This window comes from Ruegeria sp. F5, from assembly GCF_056533845.1.
Window position 1 is genome coordinate 164,036 of the sequence record NZ_JBQFOU010000003.1, and the last position, 17,405, is coordinate 181,440.

Annotated in this window: 17 protein-coding genes; 9 read left to right on the top strand and 8 right to left on the bottom strand. The window is 60.1% G+C overall.

What is annotated here, in order from left to right; all coding sequences use genetic code 11:
• The first annotated feature begins 49 nt into the window (after positions 1-49).
• The 3 genes from ACR0K1_RS05730 to ACR0K1_RS05740 all read left to right on the top strand — a co-directional run bounded on the left by ACR0K1_RS05730 (position 50) and on the right by ACR0K1_RS05740 (position 2,649).
• Complete coding sequence (locus tag ACR0K1_RS05730; RefSeq protein ID WP_480849187.1) at positions 50-865, top strand: chromate resistance protein ChrB domain-containing protein; 816 nt, start codon at positions 50-52, stop codon at positions 863-865.
• Entirely contained in the window at positions 862-2,115 is a 1,254-nt protein-coding gene (gene chrA, locus ACR0K1_RS05735) for a chromate efflux transporter (RefSeq protein ID WP_480610738.1), read from the top strand. Before ACR0K1_RS05730 ends, chrA begins: the two co-directional genes overlap by 4 nt.
• A gap of 75 nt (positions 2,116-2,190) precedes the next feature.
• Positions 2,191-2,649 (top strand): SspB family protein, encoded by a 459-nt coding sequence (locus ACR0K1_RS05740; protein ID WP_480610736.1) that lies wholly within the window; start codon positions 2,191-2,193, stop codon positions 2,647-2,649.
• Between the two features lie 27 nt (positions 2,650-2,676).
• Here the strand turns inward: ACR0K1_RS05740 and ACR0K1_RS05745 are convergent, their stop codons facing one another.
• The gene (locus ACR0K1_RS05745; RefSeq protein ID WP_480610733.1) at positions 2,677-3,159 is read right to left on the bottom strand and encodes a hypothetical protein; all 483 of its coding nucleotides are present in this window, start codon (positions 3,157-3,159) and stop codon (positions 2,677-2,679) included.
• Between the two features lie 287 nt (positions 3,160-3,446).
• Between ACR0K1_RS05745 and fumC the strand changes: the two genes are divergently transcribed.
• From fumC to ACR0K1_RS05770, 5 genes are read left to right on the top strand one after another with little or no spacing between them, the layout of a single operon-like run.
• Complete coding sequence (gene fumC / locus ACR0K1_RS05750) at positions 3,447-4,844, top strand: class II fumarate hydratase (protein WP_480610730.1); 1,398 nt, start codon at positions 3,447-3,449, stop codon at positions 4,842-4,844.
• On the top strand, positions 4,841-5,017 hold the full coding sequence (locus ACR0K1_RS05755; RefSeq protein WP_480610727.1) for a DUF4169 family protein: 177 nt from the start codon (positions 4,841-4,843) through the stop codon (positions 5,015-5,017). The genes fumC and ACR0K1_RS05755 overlap by 4 nt, the downstream gene beginning before the upstream one ends.
• Positions 5,014-5,241, top strand: coding sequence for a ribbon-helix-helix domain-containing protein (locus tag ACR0K1_RS05760; protein WP_480610725.1), 228 nt, complete (start codon positions 5,014-5,016; stop codon positions 5,239-5,241). Before ACR0K1_RS05755 ends, ACR0K1_RS05760 begins: the two co-directional genes overlap by 4 nt.
• A gap of 14 nt (positions 5,242-5,255) precedes the next feature.
• Positions 5,256-5,543, top strand: a complete 288-nt coding sequence (locus ACR0K1_RS05765; protein ID WP_480610722.1) for a YciI family protein — start codon at positions 5,256-5,258, stop codon at positions 5,541-5,543.
• 7 nt (positions 5,544-5,550) lie between these two features.
• Entirely contained in the window at positions 5,551-6,153 is a 603-nt protein-coding gene (locus ACR0K1_RS05770; RefSeq protein WP_480849191.1) for a DNA-3-methyladenine glycosylase I, read from the top strand.
• A 26-nt stretch (positions 6,154-6,179) separates the two neighbouring features.
• Here the strand turns inward: ACR0K1_RS05770 and ACR0K1_RS05775 are convergent, their stop codons facing one another.
• The 4 genes from ACR0K1_RS05775 to ACR0K1_RS05790 form a co-directional block, all read right to left on the bottom strand.
• Positions 6,180-7,061: a fructose bisphosphate aldolase gene (locus tag ACR0K1_RS05775; RefSeq protein ID WP_480610716.1), complete on the bottom strand. Its 882-nt coding sequence runs from the start codon at positions 7,059-7,061 to the stop codon at positions 6,180-6,182.
• Between the two features lie 73 nt (positions 7,062-7,134).
• The gene (locus tag ACR0K1_RS05780) at positions 7,135-8,484 is read right to left on the bottom strand and encodes a cytochrome P450 (protein WP_480849193.1); all 1,350 of its coding nucleotides are present in this window, start codon (positions 8,482-8,484) and stop codon (positions 7,135-7,137) included.
• Positions 8,481-9,698, bottom strand: coding sequence for a hypothetical protein (locus tag ACR0K1_RS05785; RefSeq protein ID WP_480849195.1), 1,218 nt, complete (start codon positions 9,696-9,698; stop codon positions 8,481-8,483). The genes ACR0K1_RS05780 and ACR0K1_RS05785 overlap by 4 nt, the downstream gene beginning before the upstream one ends.
• 55 nt (positions 9,699-9,753) lie before the next feature.
• Entirely contained in the window at positions 9,754-10,506 is a 753-nt protein-coding gene (locus ACR0K1_RS05790; protein WP_480849197.1) for a cytochrome c biogenesis CcdA family protein, read from the bottom strand.
• A gap of 105 nt (positions 10,507-10,611) precedes the next feature.
• Between ACR0K1_RS05790 and ACR0K1_RS05795 the strand changes: the two genes are divergently transcribed.
• Complete coding sequence (locus ACR0K1_RS05795; RefSeq protein WP_480610705.1) at positions 10,612-10,845, top strand: sulfurtransferase TusA family protein; 234 nt, start codon at positions 10,612-10,614, stop codon at positions 10,843-10,845.
• Between the two features lie 45 nt (positions 10,846-10,890).
• Here the strand turns inward: ACR0K1_RS05795 and ACR0K1_RS05800 are convergent, their stop codons facing one another.
• The 3 genes from ACR0K1_RS05800 to ACR0K1_RS05810 form a co-directional block, all read right to left on the bottom strand.
• Positions 10,891-13,743: an Rne/Rng family ribonuclease gene (locus ACR0K1_RS05800; RefSeq protein WP_480849199.1), complete on the bottom strand. Its 2,853-nt coding sequence runs from the start codon at positions 13,741-13,743 to the stop codon at positions 10,891-10,893.
• A gap of 503 nt (positions 13,744-14,246) precedes the next feature.
• Positions 14,247-15,581: a sigma-54-dependent transcriptional regulator gene (locus ACR0K1_RS05805; protein WP_480610699.1), complete on the bottom strand. Its 1,335-nt coding sequence runs from the start codon at positions 15,579-15,581 to the stop codon at positions 14,247-14,249.
• A gap of 12 nt (positions 15,582-15,593) precedes the next feature.
• Complete coding sequence (locus ACR0K1_RS05810) at positions 15,594-17,372, bottom strand: sensor histidine kinase (RefSeq protein WP_480610696.1); 1,779 nt, start codon at positions 17,370-17,372, stop codon at positions 15,594-15,596.
• Positions 17,373-17,405: the final 33 nt, after the last annotated feature.

Sequence of the window (17,405 nt, forward strand, 5' to 3'; positions counted from 1 at the left end):
GGCGACAGCCCAAGTTTCGCATGTATCCGAGACTATAAGGAGACATGCCATGGCATCGCCTAACTCTATTTCCCCAAAGCAACTGATGCGTTTGGTCGGAACGCCCCAGTCGCCGACACTTGTCGATGTATGTCTGGACCCTGATTTTGAGGCTGACCCGTTTCTGATCCCCGGTTCGGTTCGTCACCCTGCCGCAGACATTCCGGGGCTTATTCAACGTGTATCCGGCCGCCCTTGTGTGATCGTCTGCCAAAAGGGCAAGAAACTAAGTCAGGGGCTGGTGTCCTGGCTGCGCAGCGAAGGACACCGGGCGGAGTATCTTGAGGGCGGCGTGTTCGCCTGGCGGGATCACCCCGGTGCTTTGCGGGTCCCGGCCTCGGCCCTGCCCGATCCTGTTGATGGCGGGACACTGTGGGTCACGCGCCATCGTCCCAAGATCGACCGGATCGCCTGCCCCTGGCTGATCCGGCGCTTTGTGGACCCCAACGCCCGGTTTCTGTTCGTCGCCCCTGCCGAGGTCGAAAACGTCGCGGAAAAATTCGGCGCGACGCCTTTTGACATCGAAAACACCTTCTGGAGCCACCGGGGCGCGGCCTGCACTTTCGACACCATGCTGGATGAGTTTCATCTGCGGTCCGAGCCGCTGGACCGATTGGCCAAAGTGGTCCGGGCGGCGGATACGAACCGCCATGATCTTGCGCCCGAGGCGGCCGGGTTGCTGGCGGTCTCTGTCGGGTTGTCGCGTCAATATCGCGACGATCATGAAAACCTCGAGGCCGGGATGCATCTGTACGATGCCTTGTACCGCTGGGCCCGCGATGGGTTTGATGAAAGCCACGACTGGCCGACAGGCCACCGGCCATGACGCCGACGTTGAAAGAGTTGGTCCGCGTATTTGGCCGCATCGGGCTGCTCTCGTTCGGCGGACCCGCTGCCCAGATCTCGTTGATGCATCAGGAACTGGTCGAACGCCGCCCCTGGCTGGATGAGCAAACCTATCTGCGCGCCCTGTCGCTGTGCATGCTGCTGCCGGGCCCCGAGGCGATGCAACTGGCCACCTATGCCGGCTGGCGTCTGCGCGGTGTGCCCGGCGGCTTGATTGCAGGCAGCCTGTTCGTCCTGCCCGGCGCTGTCGTCATCGCCCTGCTCGTCGCGCTCTATGCCGCTTTCGGAGAACTGCCGCTGGTGCAGGCGGCCTTTCTGGGCGTCAAGGCAACGGTGATTGTCATCGTCCTGCAGGCCTTGCGCAACCTGTCGCGCAAGGCGCTGACGGACCCGGAACATCGCATAATCGCCGGGTTGGGTTTTCTGGCGATTTTCCTGCTGAACCTGCCCTTCCCCCTGATCATTCTGGCCGCCGCCCTGTGGGGATACGCAACCTTCAAGGGCTCTGCCCCGGTGGCCGAGCCGCCCTCCAGCCCAAGTCTCACGCGCCCGCTGCGCACCGTTGCGATCTGGCTGCCGCTTTGGCTGGGGCCGCTGTTTGTCCTCAGCTTAACCGGTCAGCAACTGCTCTCTGATCTGGGCTGGTTCTTTGCGCGCCTTGCCGTTGTCACCTTTGGCGGTGCCTATGCGGTACTGGCCTATATGACGCAGACGGTTGTGGACCAGTACAACTGGATCAGCACCGATCAGATGATCGACGCGCTTGGGCTGGCGGAAACCACGCCCGGCCCCCTTATTCTGGTCACGCAGTTTGTCGCGATGCTGACGGGGCAGATGAGCGGTGGCCCCCCGCTTGCGCTGGCGGCCGGTGCGGTTGCACTGTGGGCCACGTTCGTGCCGTGTTTTCTGTGGATTTTTCTGGCGTCCCCGTTTCTGGACCAGTTGGCAGCCCGCCCGCGCCTGTCGGCGGCCCTGCACGGGATCACCGCCGCGGTGGTCGGCGTGATTCTCAACCTCTCCGTGTGGTTCGCCCTGAATGTTCTTTTCGACTCGGTGCCGCAAAAATCATGGGGTCCGGTCACTGTGCCCCTGCCGGATACCGGCACGCTCGACTATATCGGTCTGATCCTGACGATTGTCGCTGGGGTATTGATATTCCGACTAAAATCAGGGATGGCAACCACGTTGTTTCTGATGGCTGGCGCGGGAATGGTCGTGCACTTTTTCTGATCAATCCGATCACAGGTGCCCTTTCGTTTCCGAACAAAAGCCCTATGCTAAACTCACCACTTTTGAGGATGACACATGTCGCAGGACATCGATTATGGAAATCTGATGCACACCGCGATGCGCGGTTTGATCAAGACTGTTCTGAAAGGCGTTTCCGAAACCGGTTTGCCCGGCGCCCATCATTTTTTCATCACCTTTGATACCCGCGAACACGGTGTCGAAATCGCCGACTGGCTGCGCGAACGCTACCCGGAAGAGATGACGATCGTCATGCAGCACTGGTTTGAAAACCTCGAGGTTGGTGAGACTGGTTTTGCGATCACTCTGAACTTCGGCGACGCGCCCGAGCCGCTTTATATCCCCTATGCGGCCATCAAAACCTTTGTGGACCCATCGGTGGAGTTCGGTTTGCGCTTCGAAAGCCCCGAGGATGAGATGGACGAAGATCCCATCGTTGAAGAACCGATCGAGGTCGTGGAAGAGGAAGCGCACCACGACGCAGATGTCGTGTCGCTGGACAGTTTCCGAAAGTGAGACATCACAACCCGTTCTGCGCGGCGTTTACTGTTTCTCAAGAAAGGTATTGATCGACCGGGATTTCTCGCCGTTTCTAAACCGTGAGAAGGACAGGTTAAGCCCGCCGTCAGCCAGCGTTCGGTCATATTGCTGCAACTCGTACCCGCCGTTTTCCGCGATAAACAGTGAAAACACCGTCAGTGTTGGACCTTCGATACGGCCCCAGACAAAGGGTTCCCCCTTCATCGGGTCCAGGGGAACCTCATGCCCGAATACATTGCGCTTCATCGCGGCCGAAAAGACATCGGGGCGCCCTGAAGGCTGGAAATCGACCGAGAATTTCTGTTGTTTGACGCGCCCGTCTCCCCGGTAGGTGGTCGTCGTCCAACTGACATTGAACCCGTTTTGGGTTTCGTGGATCGACACGCTCATATCCCGGGGCGTTTCCGTACCGTCCTCATCCACCAGAGTCGCCGAACCGGTATAATCTCCGACGAAGGGGGTGATTTCCGACGCGCGAACCTGCATGGTCGCGACGGCGGTCCAAAGCAGAACACCCGCAAAAAAGGCAACGAATCTAAGGCTGAATGTCTGAACCGGTATCCGCACTCTGTCCTCCAACCTGATGCCAGAACCATTGTAGCCAAGCCTGCGTCGCGCACAATGGCGCAATCCCGGCGATAGCAACAAATTTGACGCGCCCAAGCGCCTATACCTTTGCCAGCCGTGAGTTTATGGTGCGCGCAACTGGCCGATTGCGCCACAGCCTTGCTGCGGGTAAACGGCATACGACTGCATACCAGACGGAGAACCCGATGTCTCAGACCCGCACCGAAACCGACAGCTTTGGCCCGCTGGAGGTTCCCGCCGACAAATATTGGGGCGCGCAAACGCAGCGTTCGATCATGAATTTCCCCATCGGCTGGGAAAAACAGCCCGTGGCCATCGTGCGTGCGCTGGGCGTGATTAAGAAAGCCTGCGCGATGGAGAACAAAGCCATCGGCAAGCTGGACGCTAAGATCGCGGATGCCGTCATTCAGGCCGCTGGTGAGGTGATCGAAGGCAAGTTCGACGACAATTTCCCGCTGGTCGTGTGGCAGACCGGTTCGGGCACGCAGTCGAACATGAACTCGAACGAGGTCATCGCCAACCGCGCGATCGAGATTCTTGGCGGCGTGATCGGCTCGAAAGACCCGGTGCATCCGAACGATCATTGCAATATGGGGCAGTCGTCTAATGACACCTTCCCCACCGCCATGCACATTGCCACCGCAACCAGCGTGCGCGATGTTCTGTTGCCGGGCCTGACGAAACTGGCAGCGGCGCTGGAAAAGAAAGCCACCGAGTTTGCCGGCATCATCAAGATCGGCCGCACGCACACGCAGGACGCGACCCCTCTGACGCTGGAGCAGGAATTTGGCGCCTATGCGCATCAGATCCGTCAGGGCATTGCCCGCGTCGAAGCCGCGATGCCGGGGATTTACGAACTGGCGCAGGGCGGCACCGCCGTCGGCACCGGACTGAACACGCATCATGGTTGGGATGAAGCGGTTGCGGCGAACATGGCCGAAATCACCGGCCTGCCCTTCGTCACCGCCCCCAACAAGTTCGAGGCTCTGGCAGCCCACGACGCCATGGTGTTCCTGTCGGGCGCTTTGGCGACGATTGCAGGGTCTTGCTACAAAATCGCCAACGACATCCGCCTGTTGGGCTCTGGCCCGCGCTCGGGTCTGGGGGAACTGATTCTGCCCGAGAATGAGCCCGGATCGTCGATCATGCCCGGCAAGGTCAATCCGACCCAGGCCGAGGCGCTGACGCAGGTTGCGGCCCATGTGATGGGCAACGACGCGGCCATCAAGTTTGCCGGATCGCAGGGGCACTTCCAGTTGAACGTCTACAACCCGATGATGTCCTATAACCTGTTGCAATCCATCCAGCTTTTGGGCGACGCAACCGACAGCTTTACCGAGCGGATGCTGCTGGGCATTCAGGCCAACGAGCCGCGCATCGACAAGCTGATGAAGGAATCGCTGATGCTGGTCACGGCGCTGGCCCCGACCATCGGCTACGACAACGCGACCACAGTGGCCAAAACCGCGCATAAGAACGGCACGACCCTCAAGGAAGAGGCCATTGCGCTGGGCTTTGTCGACGAAGACACCTTTGACGCCGTTGTGCGCCCCGAGCAGATGATCGGGCCGAAAGCAAAATGAGCAAACCGGTCAATCTGAACCGGTATCGAAAAGAAAAAGCGCGGGCCGAGAAAAAGGCCCGCGCCGACCAGAACGCGGCCAAGTTCGGACAGAGCAAGGCTGAAAAGCAGGTCGTAAAGCTTCGGCAGGACAAACAGCGCCGCGATCTGGACGGCCATGAGATCGACGAATGAGCGGTCGCCCTGTCAAACGATCCCTGACCCTCAAAGGTCATCGCACCTCGGTCTCGCTTGAGGATGAATTCTGGCAGGCCTTTCGCGACATTGCGCGCGAAAAGGATATTCCAATCAACGTTCTGGCGGCTGAGATTGACGTGGCGCGCGACCCAGAAACCGGTCTTGCCTCGGCCATTCGCGTCTATATTCTGGACTGGTATCGCGGAACGCGCGACGCCTGACGGAGGTCCGATCCATGCACATCATCCTGCTTCGCTTTTCGTCCAACAAAGACAAGGTCTCGGACCATGTCGAGGCGCATCGCAAATGGCTTCAGACGGGGTTTGACAAAGGTCTTTTCCTGCTCGCAGGCACGTTGAAGGCTGGTGTGGGCGGCGGAATTCTGGCCTCGTCTCACGACCCGGAGGCATTGGTCGAATTCGTCAACCAGGACCCGTTCGTGGTGGCCGACGTGGTGACAGCGGAAATCCTGGAAATGGAACCCGCCCGCGCCGATGACCGCCTGAGTTTTCTGTTGCAGTGAGGGTCCAATGACCAAAACCGTTTCCGGCCCCGATAGCAAACCGCGCTGCGCCTGGTGCCAGTCCGCGCCCGAGTTTTTCGATTATCACGATACGGAATGGGGCTATCCTGTAGCGGACGATCAGCGTCTGTTCGAAAAACTGTGCCTCGAAAGCTTTCAGTCCGGTCTGAGTTGGCGCACGATCCTTGCCAAGCGCGAGAATTTTCGCAAAGCGTTTTCCGGGTTTGATTTCAACAAGGTGGCTGCCTTTACAGACGCAGACACTGAACGCCTGCTTCAGGACAAGGGCATCATCCGCCATCGCGGCAAGATCGAAGCGGTTATCAACAACGCCCGCCGGGCGCAGGAGTTGATTGCCGACGAAGGCTCTTTGGCGGCCTATGTCTGGCGGTATGAGGCCGACAGCCCGCCCGAGCCGCAGACCGCGTCCACGTCACCAGAATCAATTGCGATGTCCAAGGACCTGAAAAAGCGGGGCTGGAAATTCGTCGGCCCCACCACAGTGTTCGCATTCATGCAGGCGATGGGATTGGTCAACGACCATGCCGAGGGCTGCGTGATGCGGGAAAAAGCGGCGCGGTTGCGCCGCGAGTTCGTCAAACCAGAATAAAACGGTGCCCCGCAGGGCACCCAGGATCACACCGACGCGCGGAAAATCTTGTCGATATTGCCGCCGAGCGCTGCGTTGAATTCAGCCTCGGACTGCTGCTTTGCAAGACCTTCGGTCAAGGCGCGCGAGAATGACGCGATCATTTTGCCGTTCTGGTCCAGCAGGTCGCAGGCCTCTTCGGTCGAATAGCCGCCCGACAGCGCAACAACGCGTACAACGCGCGGGTGATCTGCCACTTCGTCATACAGGTTCGCCTGCGTGGGCAGGGTCAGTTTCAGCATGACATCCTGCCCCTCGTCCAACTGATTAAGGTTTTTCAGCAGTTCGGCTTTCAGAATATCCTCAGCCTCGACCTTGGTTTCCGAGTGAATGTTCACTTCCGGTTCAACAATCGGGATCATGCCCGCGGCGACAACCTCGCGCGCGACGTCGAATTGCTGGGCGACCACGGCGGCGATGCCGTCGGCATTGGCCTCGTGGATCACCGAGCGCTCTTTGGTGCCGAACACGCCGTCGGCCTTGGCCAGCGTATCCGCCAGCCCCGGGATGGGCTTCATCATCTGAACGCCATTGGCCTGCTCTTCCAGACCTTTGTCGATTTTCAGAAACGGCACGATGCCTTTGACCGACCACAGATAGTCGGCGACCTTGCGGCCCTCGATCTCTTCGCCCAGCGTGCGTTCGAACAGGATTGCGCCGATCACTTTGTTCTTGGTGAAATCATCCGCCAGAATGATCCGCGCGCGCATCTTCTGGATTTCGTCGAACATCTCGGCGTCCGAGCTGTAGTCCGAGGCTTCAACACCATAAAGCGCCAGCGCCTTGGGGGTCGATCCGCCGCTTTGATCCAGTGCTGCAATGAACCCTGCACCGTTGGACATCTGCGCGCGCTGTTCTGCTTTGGACATAATACGTTCCCATTCAATATTGATTCCGGTTTCATTCCCCGCATACCGCAGGTGGGTCGGGGATGGTAGTTTGTTAGCGCTCAACCAGTCGCAACCAAATCCCATCCTTCGATCGAACCGTCAGATGCGCGACCGGAACCGGGGTTTTGCCCTTGATTGTTTCGAATTTGAAATGGCGCAGCAGCATCGACAGGATCAGGGGCCCTTCGACCATGGCGAACCCGGCACCTGTGCAAACGCGGGGACCGGCTGAGAACGGAATATACGCCTGTCGCTGACAGGTCTTGCCATTTTCCGTTGACCATCTGGACGGGTCGAAAGCGTCGGGGTTGTTCCACAGCCGCTCTTGCCGGTGCAGATGCCAAGGGCTGATCACGATCTGGGATCGTGTCGGCACGTCCCGGTTGCGAAACCGTTCCGGGCAAGTGGCCTCGCGCACCATCATCGGGACCGGAGGGTAGAGCCGCAGCGCCTCGCGGAACACATCGCGGCTGATACGGAGCTTTGACACCACCGCGAAGGACGGATCGTCCAGCGCCCGCGCCTCTTCCGCGACCCGTACCTGCCAATCTGGGTAAAGCGCCATCAGGTACAGGGTCCAGGCCAGAGCGGAAGCACTGGTTTCGTGACCCGCGAGGAAGAAAATCGCGACCTGATCGACCATCTCGTGCGTCTCGAAACACTGACCCGAGACCGGATCGGGCGTGGTCATGATTTTGGTCGCCAGATCGTCCGGCGCTTTGCCCGCTGCGATGGCGGCGGCGCGTTCACTGGTCAGGCGGCCAATCAGGTCCCGAATATCGCGGGCGTTCCGTCGGGTGGCACGCGAATGAAACCGGGGCAACCAACGCGGCAATGGCACAAAAGCTGCGAGGTTCAAAAGCGGTTGCTCGCGCTGATAGGCTTTGAATTTCTGAAACACCTGAGCGGCGATTTCGTGTTCGATGGGAACGGAAAACAACGTGCGGAAAATCACGTCAGCGGCGGCGTGAGAGGTCACCTCCTCACACTCGACCTCAGTTCCGGCGTGCGGTCTCAATCGATCCGCGCAAGCCAGAGAGGCCGCCAGCATCGCCGGAAAGGTATCCTTCAGCCGTCCGCCCTCAAACGCGGGGTCGATGATCCGCCGCTGGCGTTTCCACGTCTCGCCATTGGTCAGAAAGACCGACTCGCCCAGCAATGGGCGCAGACCCTCGCTGATACGGCTGGATTTTGGAAAGTTGTCCGGGCGTTGTTTCAGCACCGTGTCTATCAAGTCGGGCTGGTTGATCAGGAAAGATCGGAAGAACGGCGTTCGAAACTCGGCCATCCACGCGCGGTACAGGCGCTGCGGTTGGGCCGACAGCAGATCCTGCCGGAACAGTTTCATGTATCGCCACAGCGAGACCTTGTCGGGGCGCGGATCGGGTTTGGGCGGCGTCATGCGCAAACCGAGGTGTATCGGGAAACGGGCTTTTCAATGCGAGACCGGGACGGGGCGCTGCCCGCAAAGCGGCTGCGCAATGTCCGGGGGCCGGCGGTGATGCGGAAGTAATCGTACCGGCCCGGCTGATCGAAGGCGCAGAGATATTGAAAATGTAGCCGAAAAAAGCGCCACCTCAGGGCCTGCCACCGGTCTGGCGAAAGGGTTTGGGTAAAGGCCGCCGACAGGACCAACGGCCACCGTTTGTCCGGCCCGGCAACGCCGCTGACCGCCACCGGATCGCATAATGCAAAGGCACAGCCGTCACCCGGCGCCGAAACATCGACCCATGTCAAATCCGGTTGCGTGGACAGAAACCGCAGATCGTCGCGCAGGCGATAGGCTTTCGGCAGGAACGACACCATAGGCACCACCTGGCCCAGAGACAGAAACGACAGAGACGGGCCGCCATTCCTTGCCCCGCGAGCCCGCATGACATCGGCCAGCACCGAGACCCCAAGATGCGCGCCAGAGCTATGGCCGACGATCAGCACCTCATCCACATCCTCGTTAAGCGCCTGAGTGATGAGGTCACGGAACCTGTCCAGACGGGCCTGCAATTCGGCGGAAATTTCCCCCCGAAATCGCGCGGAATAGGCGTAATCGTGCATCAGGTAATAGGCGAACAGGCGGTTATCGATCTTCCGAAACCAATGCAGCAAGCCATAAGCCGCTGCCAGCGCCGGAATGAGGCCCAGCCAACCGACAAACGGTTGCAGCAAGGCGGTTATTCCAATCGCGACCCCGATAGACGCCAGAAGCTGCAGCACAAGCATCCCAACCGGGTAGAGCGCCGCAATCACCGGCCCCTTGCGCAGCCGCATCAGCCGCCACAGCGCACCGGTTGACATGTAAATCCAAGCCGTACGCGCCAGTTCCATATACGTCGCCGGGATCGACCCCGACATGCTGTCGCGCACGATATCGGACCAGACAAGCACCTCGACATCTGTTTCAACCTCGGTGCCGTCCTGATGCGACACCACATGCCAGCCAAATGGCCCCTCCTCGCCCGGTTTGGCGGAAACGGTGATCTGGTAGCCGGAAATATCGGCCTGAGCCTGCGATTCCGTGCGGTACAACTCACGATATCGCCGGGGAGGGAACGGGTCATAGCCGGGTACATAAAACACCCGACGTCTGCGCACCTGAGGCTGAATTGTTTGACTGCTCATTGCCTTACCTTCTGCCGCGCAGGTTAACGCAGCATTGAGGTCAAGGTAAGACGGATCAGCCCAGAACCGCCAGCGCGGGGAAAGTTTCCAGCAGCCACCAGCTGAATTCGGTGAACAGGCCGGTAATCAGCATGATGCCGACAAACAGCAGCAGCCCGCCCATCACTTTCTCGATCGTGCCCATATGCGGCTTGATCCGGTTCATCACGGCCATCGAGCGGTTCAGGAACATCGCCGCCAGCAGGAACGGAATTCCCAGACCCGCGGCATAAATCCCCAGCAGGAAGGTTCCACGCGCCACCGACGCCTCGGACGCCGCCAAGGACAAGATCGCACCCAACTGAGGGCCAATGCAGGGCGTCCAACCAAAGGCGAAGGCAAGGCCAAGAATATAGGCACCAAACACCGATCCACCGGAATCGCCCGTCTCAACCCGTGCTTCGCGGTCCAGCAGCGGAATGCGGAACACACCCAGAAAATGCAGGCCGAAAACGATAACCACAGCGCCTGAGATTTTGGCGAAAAGTATCTGATTTTTCAGCACAAACGCCCCAAAGGCCGAGGCCGTAAAGCCCAGCAGCAGGAACACGGTCGAAAGGCCCAGAACGAAGAACAACGCCGACAAGGTCGCCTTGCGCCGGGCCTGTGCTTCGTCCTGCATCTCATTGATCGTCACGCCGCTCATATAGGCCAGATAAGGCGGCACGATGGGCAGGACGCAGGGCGACAGGAAACTGATCAGCCCGCCGATCATGGCGATGAGCATTGCAGGCAACAGGCCTGCGTCGATGATATCAATTCCGAACATAGATCAGCACATATGGTATGAAAGGCCCGGCGTCACCGGGCCATTCGGTCACATCCTCGTGGTTGCACGCTGGACACCACGTCAAAGTGGAAATATCTGAGCCTTATGTCAAATCCGACCGAAACACTGGACGCACTGGGCCTGTTGTGCCCCCTGCCCGTTCTGAAAGCGCGAAAACGCCTGAAATCTTTGCCCGCAGGCGCGGTGCTGCGTCTGCTGGCAGACGATCCGGCCGCTGTCATCGATGTCCCGCATTTCTGTGCCGAAAGCGGTCATCGCCTTCTTTCGCAGGAAGAAACCGACGGTCACCAAATCTATCTGATCCAGAAATCCGGCTGATCCGGGCAAAGCAAAAGGCGGGCACCGGACCCGCCTTTCTGTTCTTTAATTACCAAGTGACCACCACCCGCGCCGCTTCGGCTTGGGCGGTTCGCTGGGTTGCTCGGGTTCAGGCGTGACGGATTCCAGAACCGGCTCAGCAGGCGTTTCCTGAACGGGTTCTTCGGTCGAAACTTCTACCACGTCCTGAGTGGCAACGATTTCAGCCACAACTTCCGGTTCCTGAGTGTCTTCGGTTTCGGCGGTAGGTTCATCCGCTTCCACTGTCGGCTCAGCTGTTTCCACAGCGACCTCTTCTACAACCGGTGCCGCTTCCACCGCTTCCGCAGGTCGGTCAACCTCGGGCGCGTCACTGGCGTCGGCGACCTCGGCCTGTTCAGTCTGGGCTTCCTCAGCAACAGGCTCTGCGTCCTTTTTCCTGCGACGCGGGGCGCGTTTCTTCTTGGGCTTGGCGGGCTTTTCTTCGGCCACTTCGCCTTCATCACTCACCACAGAGGCCGCGTCCTGCGCAGGTTCTTCCGCCGCAGTTTCGCCGTCCTCCGATGGTGCTTCGGTCTCTTTGGCATCGGCGTCATTGGCCTCGGCGGAACCGCCACCTTTCTTCCGGCGACGGCGGCGACGCTTGCGTTTGGGCTTGGCCTCTTCTTCGGCCTGAACCGTTTCGTCCTCGACCTCTTCCTCATCGGTGGCGTCAACCAGATCCATCAGCGATGCATCCACAGAGACGACCGGCGCGGTGGCTTCGGGCACGATCCGGCTGGCGGTTTTGAACTTCTCCATCGAGAAATCGGGGCTGACCAGATGAAGATCGCCCTCGACCCGCACAGACAGACCATAGCGCGCTTCGATCTGAGCGATATGTTCGCGCTTCTGGTTCATCAGGAAATTGGCGATGCTGACCGGGCAGCGCACCAGTACCTCGCGCGAGCGGCGGCGGGTGCCTTCTTCCTCGATCTGACGCAGGATCGAAAGGGCCATGTTGTCATCCGAACGGATCAGCCCGGTGCCGTGGCAGGACGGACATGGCTGCGTCGTCGCCTCAAGCATGCCCGGGCGCAGGCGCTGGCGGCTCATCTCGAGCAGGCCAAAGCCTGAAATCCGGCCCACCTGAATGCGCGCCCGGTCGGTTTTCAGCTTTTCTTTCAGGCGCTTCTCGACGGCTGCATTATTCTTGCGCTCGTCCATGTCGATGAAATCGATCACGATCAGCCCGGCCAGATCGCGCAGGCGCAACTGGCGCGCAACCTCTTCCGCGGCTTCAAGGTTGGTTTTCAGCGCCGTTTCCTCGATCGAGCCTTCTTTGGTCGCCCGGCCCGAGTTCACATCGATCGCCACCAGCGCCTCGGTCACACCAATCACGATGTAGCCGCCGGATTTCAGCTGAACGGTCGGGTTGAACATGCCGCCCAGGTAGCTTTCCACCTGATAGCGCGCGAACAGAGGCAGCGCGTCCTCATACCGTTTCACGTTCTTGGCGTGGGACGGCATGATCATCTTCATGAAGTCCTTGGCGATTCGGTAGCCGCACTCGCCTTCGACCAGAACCTCATCGATATCGCGGTTATACAGGTCGCGGATCGAGCGTTTGACCAGATCGCCTTCTTCATAGATTTTCGCGGGCGCGATGGATTGCAGCGTCAGTTCACGAATCTGCTCCCACAGGCGCTGCAGATATTCGTAATCGCGCTTGATTTCCGATTTCGTGCGCTTGGCACCCGCAGTCCGAATGATCAGACCGGCGCCGGTTGGGACATCAATCTCAGACGCGATCTCTTTCAGTTTCTTGCGGTCCGGCGCGTTGGTGATCTTGCGGCTGATCCCGCCGCCCCGCGCGGTGTTCGGCATCAACACGCAGTACCGGCCCGCCAGCGACAGATAGGTCGTCAACGCTGCACCCTTGTTGCCGCGTTCTTCTTTGACAACCTGCACCAGCAGTACCTGACGGACCTTGATGACTTCCTGAATCTTGTACCGACGCGGGCGCGGTTTGCGCGGCGGGCGAATATCCTCGCTGTCGTCCTCATCCGCGACCGACTCAATCGAGTCGTCCTTTGCGGTGGCGTCCGAGCGTGCGTCGCTTTCGCCAGCCTCCTCGGCATCCGCTTTTTCGGCTTCAGCGTCGTTCTCGTCTGCGTCAGCGGCTTCTGTCGGTGCATCTGCGTCAGCGGTTTCTGTCGGCGCGTCATCCGCGGTCGCTTCGGCTTGGGCACTGTCCTCTGCCTCGGCCTCCGGCGCATCCTGCGGTTCCGCGTCGCCCTGTTCCTGAGCGTCGGCAGCATCCGCCTGATCTTCCACCGCAACCTCGGCCTCATCCGGCGCGTCCGAAGCGGTTGCCTCCTGCGCATCGTCCTCAACGGCTTCGTCCACCGGTTCTTCAACCGGCGTATCCGCGACCAGCTCTACCGGAGATGTCCCCTCGGGCACGTCCAGATCGTTGGTTTCTTCGCCATCCTCCAGATCGATGGTCTCCATCCCCGTCGGTTCCGAGGATACCTCGATCGACTCGACGGCATCGTCAGATTTCACGTCCGCCGCCTTGGTCCGCGACCGCGAGCGGCGTTTCTTGGGTTTGGATTCCTCGGCCTCATCCCGCGCTCTCATGGCTTCGGCATAGGCGCGTTCTTCCTCCATCAGCGCCTCACGGTCGGCGACGGGGATCTGGTAGTAATCCGGATGAATTTCCGAAAACGCCAGGAAACCATGACGGTTCCCGCCGTAATCGACAAAGGCCGCCTGCAGCGACGGTTCGACCCGGGTTACTTTTGCTAGATAGATATTGCCGGCAAGCTGGCGTTTGTTTTCGGATTCAAAGTCGAACTCCTCAACCTTGTTTCCGTCGACCACCACGACGCGGGTTTCCTCCGCGTGGGTGGCATCGATAAGCATTTTCTTAGCCATGTGTCCTTGGTGCACCGCGCCAAACGCGTTGTCCTGACCCGTCCAGGCGGACAGGCGCTTTTGGAGAGGTGTCTTGTACGGGCGATTTCAGACGGCGCGCGGCAGGGTCTGGCGCTGTGGCCCCCTGCCCGTATGTTCAATCGTTGCGCGCGCGTCATCGCGGTTCTTCTCCGACAGGCGCGGTGTGCCGCTGCCTGCCCATTTATTCCTTTCGCCCGTTTTCCGGGCTCAGGCATTCAACTGCCTCTGTCGAGGCACAATCGGCCTGTTTTGCCACGCGGGATTTATCACCATCAGCAGCGAAACAGCGAAACTCAAAATCGGGACTTGTGGGCGCAAAAAGCCCGGCCCGTCCGCATACAATAAAAGCAGTCCTGTGGAAAAGACAATGGGCAAACTGCATCACGCGCCGGGAACAAGGCGCGGGATCGCTTCATCTGGCCAAAAATATCTCGTGGGGTGAATTGGCCTGCAGGGCCAAGAGGGGGGCTGGCCCCCCTCCGCTACAGGTAATCCGACCGCTGCAAGCCGTACTTGGCCATTTTCTCGTTCAGCGTCCGGCGCGGCAGGCACAATTCATCCATTACCGACGCGATCGAGCCCTTGTGGCGGCGCATCGTGTTGTCGATCAGCATCCGTTCGAACGCTTCGACATACTCTTTCAGAGGTTTCCCTTCGGTCGTCATCACCGGCTGCATTTCCTCGTGATCCGACATCAGCAGTGACGCAATCGTGCCCGACCCGCGCCGCGACTGCAGCACCGCGCGTTCGGCAATATTGATCAGTTGCCGCACATTGCCCGGCCACGGGGCCTGCAGCAGTTGAGCCGCTTCCTGCGCGCTGACCTGCGGGGCGTCGCAGCCGTATTCCTCGGCGAATTGCTCGCTCAGGCGGGTGAACAGGCTCAGAATGTCTTCGCCCCGCTGACGCAGGGGCGGCATGGTGATGCGCAAAGCGGCCAGGCGGTAGAACAGGTCGGGGCGCAGAACGTCCTCGCTGGTCTTGCCCGCTTCCTGCAAGTTGGAAATCGCAACGATGCGGGTTTCAGCCGGCGTACCCTGTTCGTTCATCACGCTTAGCAGGCGCGCCTGCAACGTGTCACTCAACGCCTCGACATCTTCCAGAACCAGTGTGCCACCCCGCGCCTCTTCGACGGCGGGTAGTTGCGTGTCTTCGGGCATCATCGGGCCGAACAGACGCTTGGACAGAGCCTCTTCTTCCAGCGCCGCGCAGGACACCAGAACGAATTTCTTGCCCGCCCGGCTGCCAACCGCATGCAGCGCGTGTGCCACAAGCGTCTTGCCGGTGCCGGTCTCGCCGTCGATCAGCACGTGGCCATCGGCCTGCCCGAGGTCCAAAATATCCTCGCGCAGCCGTTCCATCACCGGGCTGGCCCCGATCAGCTTGTTCATGATCTGCGTGCCGCCGGACAGTTCCCGCCGCAACGCCCGGTTATCCAGGGTCAGCCGCCGCGCATTGCTGGCGCGTTTGGCCAGTTCCGACATGCGGTCCGGGTTGAACGGTTTTTCAAGGAAATCGAACGCGCCGACCCGCATCGCCTCAACCGCCATGGGCACGTCGCCATGACCGGTGATCATGATAACCGGCAGAGTGCTGTCGGCCCCCATCAGCTTTTTCAGCAGCTGGATACCATCCATCCCCGGCATCTTGATGTCCGAGATCACGATGCCCGGATAGTCCGGCCCCAGCACTTTCAACGCATCCTCGGCGCTGGAAAAGGTTTCGGTGTCATACCCGGACAATGCCAGCCATTGGCTGATCGACTGGCGCATGTCCTGCTCGTCATCCACAATGGCTATCTTCATGGCCTGTGCCATAATCATTCCTCGTTATTCCGCGGCCTGAAGGCCGTCGCTTCCCAGTATCGGCAGTTGCATCTCGAACACCGCGCCGCCGTGTTGGCCGTTGCGCGCGGTCAGCCGTCCGCCATGGTCGTTCACGATCCCGGACGAGATGGCAAGCCCCAGTCCAACGCCATCGCCGGGCTGTTTGGTGGTATAAAAGGGTTCGAACAGGTTTTCGATATCTTCAATACCATACCCGTTATCGCGCACGGTCAGTACCGCCATGTCGCCTGCGGCCAGAATGATCTCCACATCCGGCTCTGTCACTGATTTGGTGGCGTCCAGCGCATTTCGCAAGAGGTTGACCATCACCTGCTCGATCCGCATCCGGTCCCCCATCACCATCACCGGCTCTTCGGGCAGGATCTGAGTGATCTTCACATGCCGCTGCCGCAATTGCGGTTCCATCATGGACAGGGACGAGGCCAGCGCTTCCCCAAGGTTTACAGGCGAAAACGCATCCGCCCCCTTGCGCGCATAGGATTTCAGCTGCCGCGTGATCGCCCCCATCCGCTCGATCAATCCATCGATCCGGCCAAAGCTGGCCAGCGCCTCTTCGGGGCGGTTTCGGCGCAGCAAAAGGCGGGCCCCGGCCAAATAGGTTTTCATTGCAGCCAGCGGTTGATTTAGCTCGTGGCTGACAGCGGCTGACATCTCGCCCAACGCGGCCAGTTTCGAGCTTTGGGCAAGGGTCTGCTCGGCCAAATCCAGCGTCTTTTCAACCCGTTCCCGCTCAGCGATTTCCCGCTGTAGCCTTGCGTTCAATGCGCGAAGCTCTGCCGATTCGCGCTGGAACAGCGCCATCCTCAGCGTTGCCCGGCGGCTGAGCGCGTAGAAGGCCAGCGCCAGCAGAATCGCAAAACCCATGATCTCGAGCGCAATAACGCTGTTCACCCTTTCGCGGATCGACGAATAGGTCGTGAACGAGGTCATCTGCCAGCCTCGGAACGGGATGCGCGTTTCCATCCGCATCACGGCCTCGCCCTGCAGATAGGCGTCGGGGGGCAGCGCGGTCCAGTCGGTCGTGGCCCGAATCGCCCGTTGAATTGCCCCTTCTGGCGGCTGACGCAGCAAGGCTGCGGTTTCTTCCAGCCCGCGCCACTGCGGTTCGGTCGACAGGATGATGGTACCGGTGCTGTCGGTTACAAACACTGCATCCGAAATCCCCGCCCAGGTGCGTTCGAATTTCTGCAGATCGACCTCGACCACAATGACGCCCAGGGTGTCCGGCCCGGATTCGATCCGACGTGAATAAACAAAGCTATATCCGCCGGCTTCCTTCGGAATTACCGAAAAAATCGTGGCGTTCGACCGGACGGCGTCCACGAAATAGGGTGTGTTCCGATGCGTTTCCTGAATGCGGTTCCGATCGGTCGCGGCAACCGTGGTTCCGTCGTTGTCCAGCAGCATGAGCGAGGCCGCGCCGATTTCCTCCACAAAGGAAATCAAGCGTTGCGAGGACAGCGTGTAATCGCTGGATTGCAGGGCCGAAATCAACGTCGGATCGCGCGCCAGCAATTGCGGGACGATGGCGTTTCGGCGCAATTCGCTGAGCAGGTTGCCGGAATACAGGGCCAGCCGGACCTCGGCCCGGTTTCGGGTGGATTCAGTGAACCGGTCCGTCAGCAGCCGATTTGTCACCCAGACGGTGGCAGCGGCCGTCAGCAAAAGAACCAGAACGGCCAAGCGCAGCCGCCACCCCAGGGGCGCACCGCGAAAAGGTCTGAGCAATTTGGACCGGCCTGAATGAACTTCGGAATTCATCCCCGGAAGTTACGCGGGCGCGGGGATGACCTC

Bases quoted from the DNA above. Each gene is read 5' to 3' on its own strand.
- ACR0K1_RS05730 (WP_480849187.1), top strand. From the start codon at position 50: ATGGCATCGCCTAACTCTATTTCCCCAAAGCAACTGATGCGTTTGGTC.
- chrA (WP_480610738.1), top strand. From the start codon at position 862: ATGACGCCGACGTTGAAAGAGTTGGTCCGCGTATTTGGCCGCATCGGG.
- ACR0K1_RS05740 (WP_480610736.1), top strand. From the start codon at position 2,191: ATGTCGCAGGACATCGATTATGGAAATCTGATGCACACCGCGATGCGC.
- ACR0K1_RS05745 (WP_480610733.1), bottom strand. From the start codon at position 3,159: ATGCAGGTTCGCGCGTCGGAAATCACCCCCTTCGTCGGAGATTATACC.
- fumC (WP_480610730.1), top strand. From the start codon at position 3,447: ATGTCTCAGACCCGCACCGAAACCGACAGCTTTGGCCCGCTGGAGGTT.
- ACR0K1_RS05755 (WP_480610727.1), top strand. From the start codon at position 4,841: ATGAGCAAACCGGTCAATCTGAACCGGTATCGAAAAGAAAAAGCGCGG.
- ACR0K1_RS05760 (WP_480610725.1), top strand. From the start codon at position 5,014: ATGAGCGGTCGCCCTGTCAAACGATCCCTGACCCTCAAAGGTCATCGC.
- ACR0K1_RS05765 (WP_480610722.1), top strand. From the start codon at position 5,256: ATGCACATCATCCTGCTTCGCTTTTCGTCCAACAAAGACAAGGTCTCG.
- ACR0K1_RS05770 (WP_480849191.1), top strand. From the start codon at position 5,551: ATGACCAAAACCGTTTCCGGCCCCGATAGCAAACCGCGCTGCGCCTGG.
- ACR0K1_RS05775 (WP_480610716.1), bottom strand. From the start codon at position 7,061: ATGTCCAAAGCAGAACAGCGCGCGCAGATGTCCAACGGTGCAGGGTTC.
- ACR0K1_RS05780 (WP_480849193.1), bottom strand. From the start codon at position 8,484: ATGACGCCGCCCAAACCCGATCCGCGCCCCGACAAGGTCTCGCTGTGG.
- ACR0K1_RS05785 (WP_480849195.1), bottom strand. From the start codon at position 9,698: ATGAGCAGTCAAACAATTCAGCCTCAGGTGCGCAGACGTCGGGTGTTT.
- ACR0K1_RS05790 (WP_480849197.1), bottom strand. From the start codon at position 10,506: ATGTTCGGAATTGATATCATCGACGCAGGCCTGTTGCCTGCAATGCTC.
- ACR0K1_RS05795 (WP_480610705.1), top strand. From the start codon at position 10,612: ATGTCAAATCCGACCGAAACACTGGACGCACTGGGCCTGTTGTGCCCC.
- ACR0K1_RS05800 (WP_480849199.1), bottom strand. From the start codon at position 13,743: ATGGCTAAGAAAATGCTTATCGATGCCACCCACGCGGAGGAAACCCGC.
- ACR0K1_RS05805 (WP_480610699.1), bottom strand. From the start codon at position 15,581: ATGGCACAGGCCATGAAGATAGCCATTGTGGATGACGAGCAGGACATG.
- ACR0K1_RS05810 (WP_480610696.1), bottom strand. From the start codon at position 17,372: ATGAATTCCGAAGTTCATTCAGGCCGGTCCAAATTGCTCAGACCTTTT.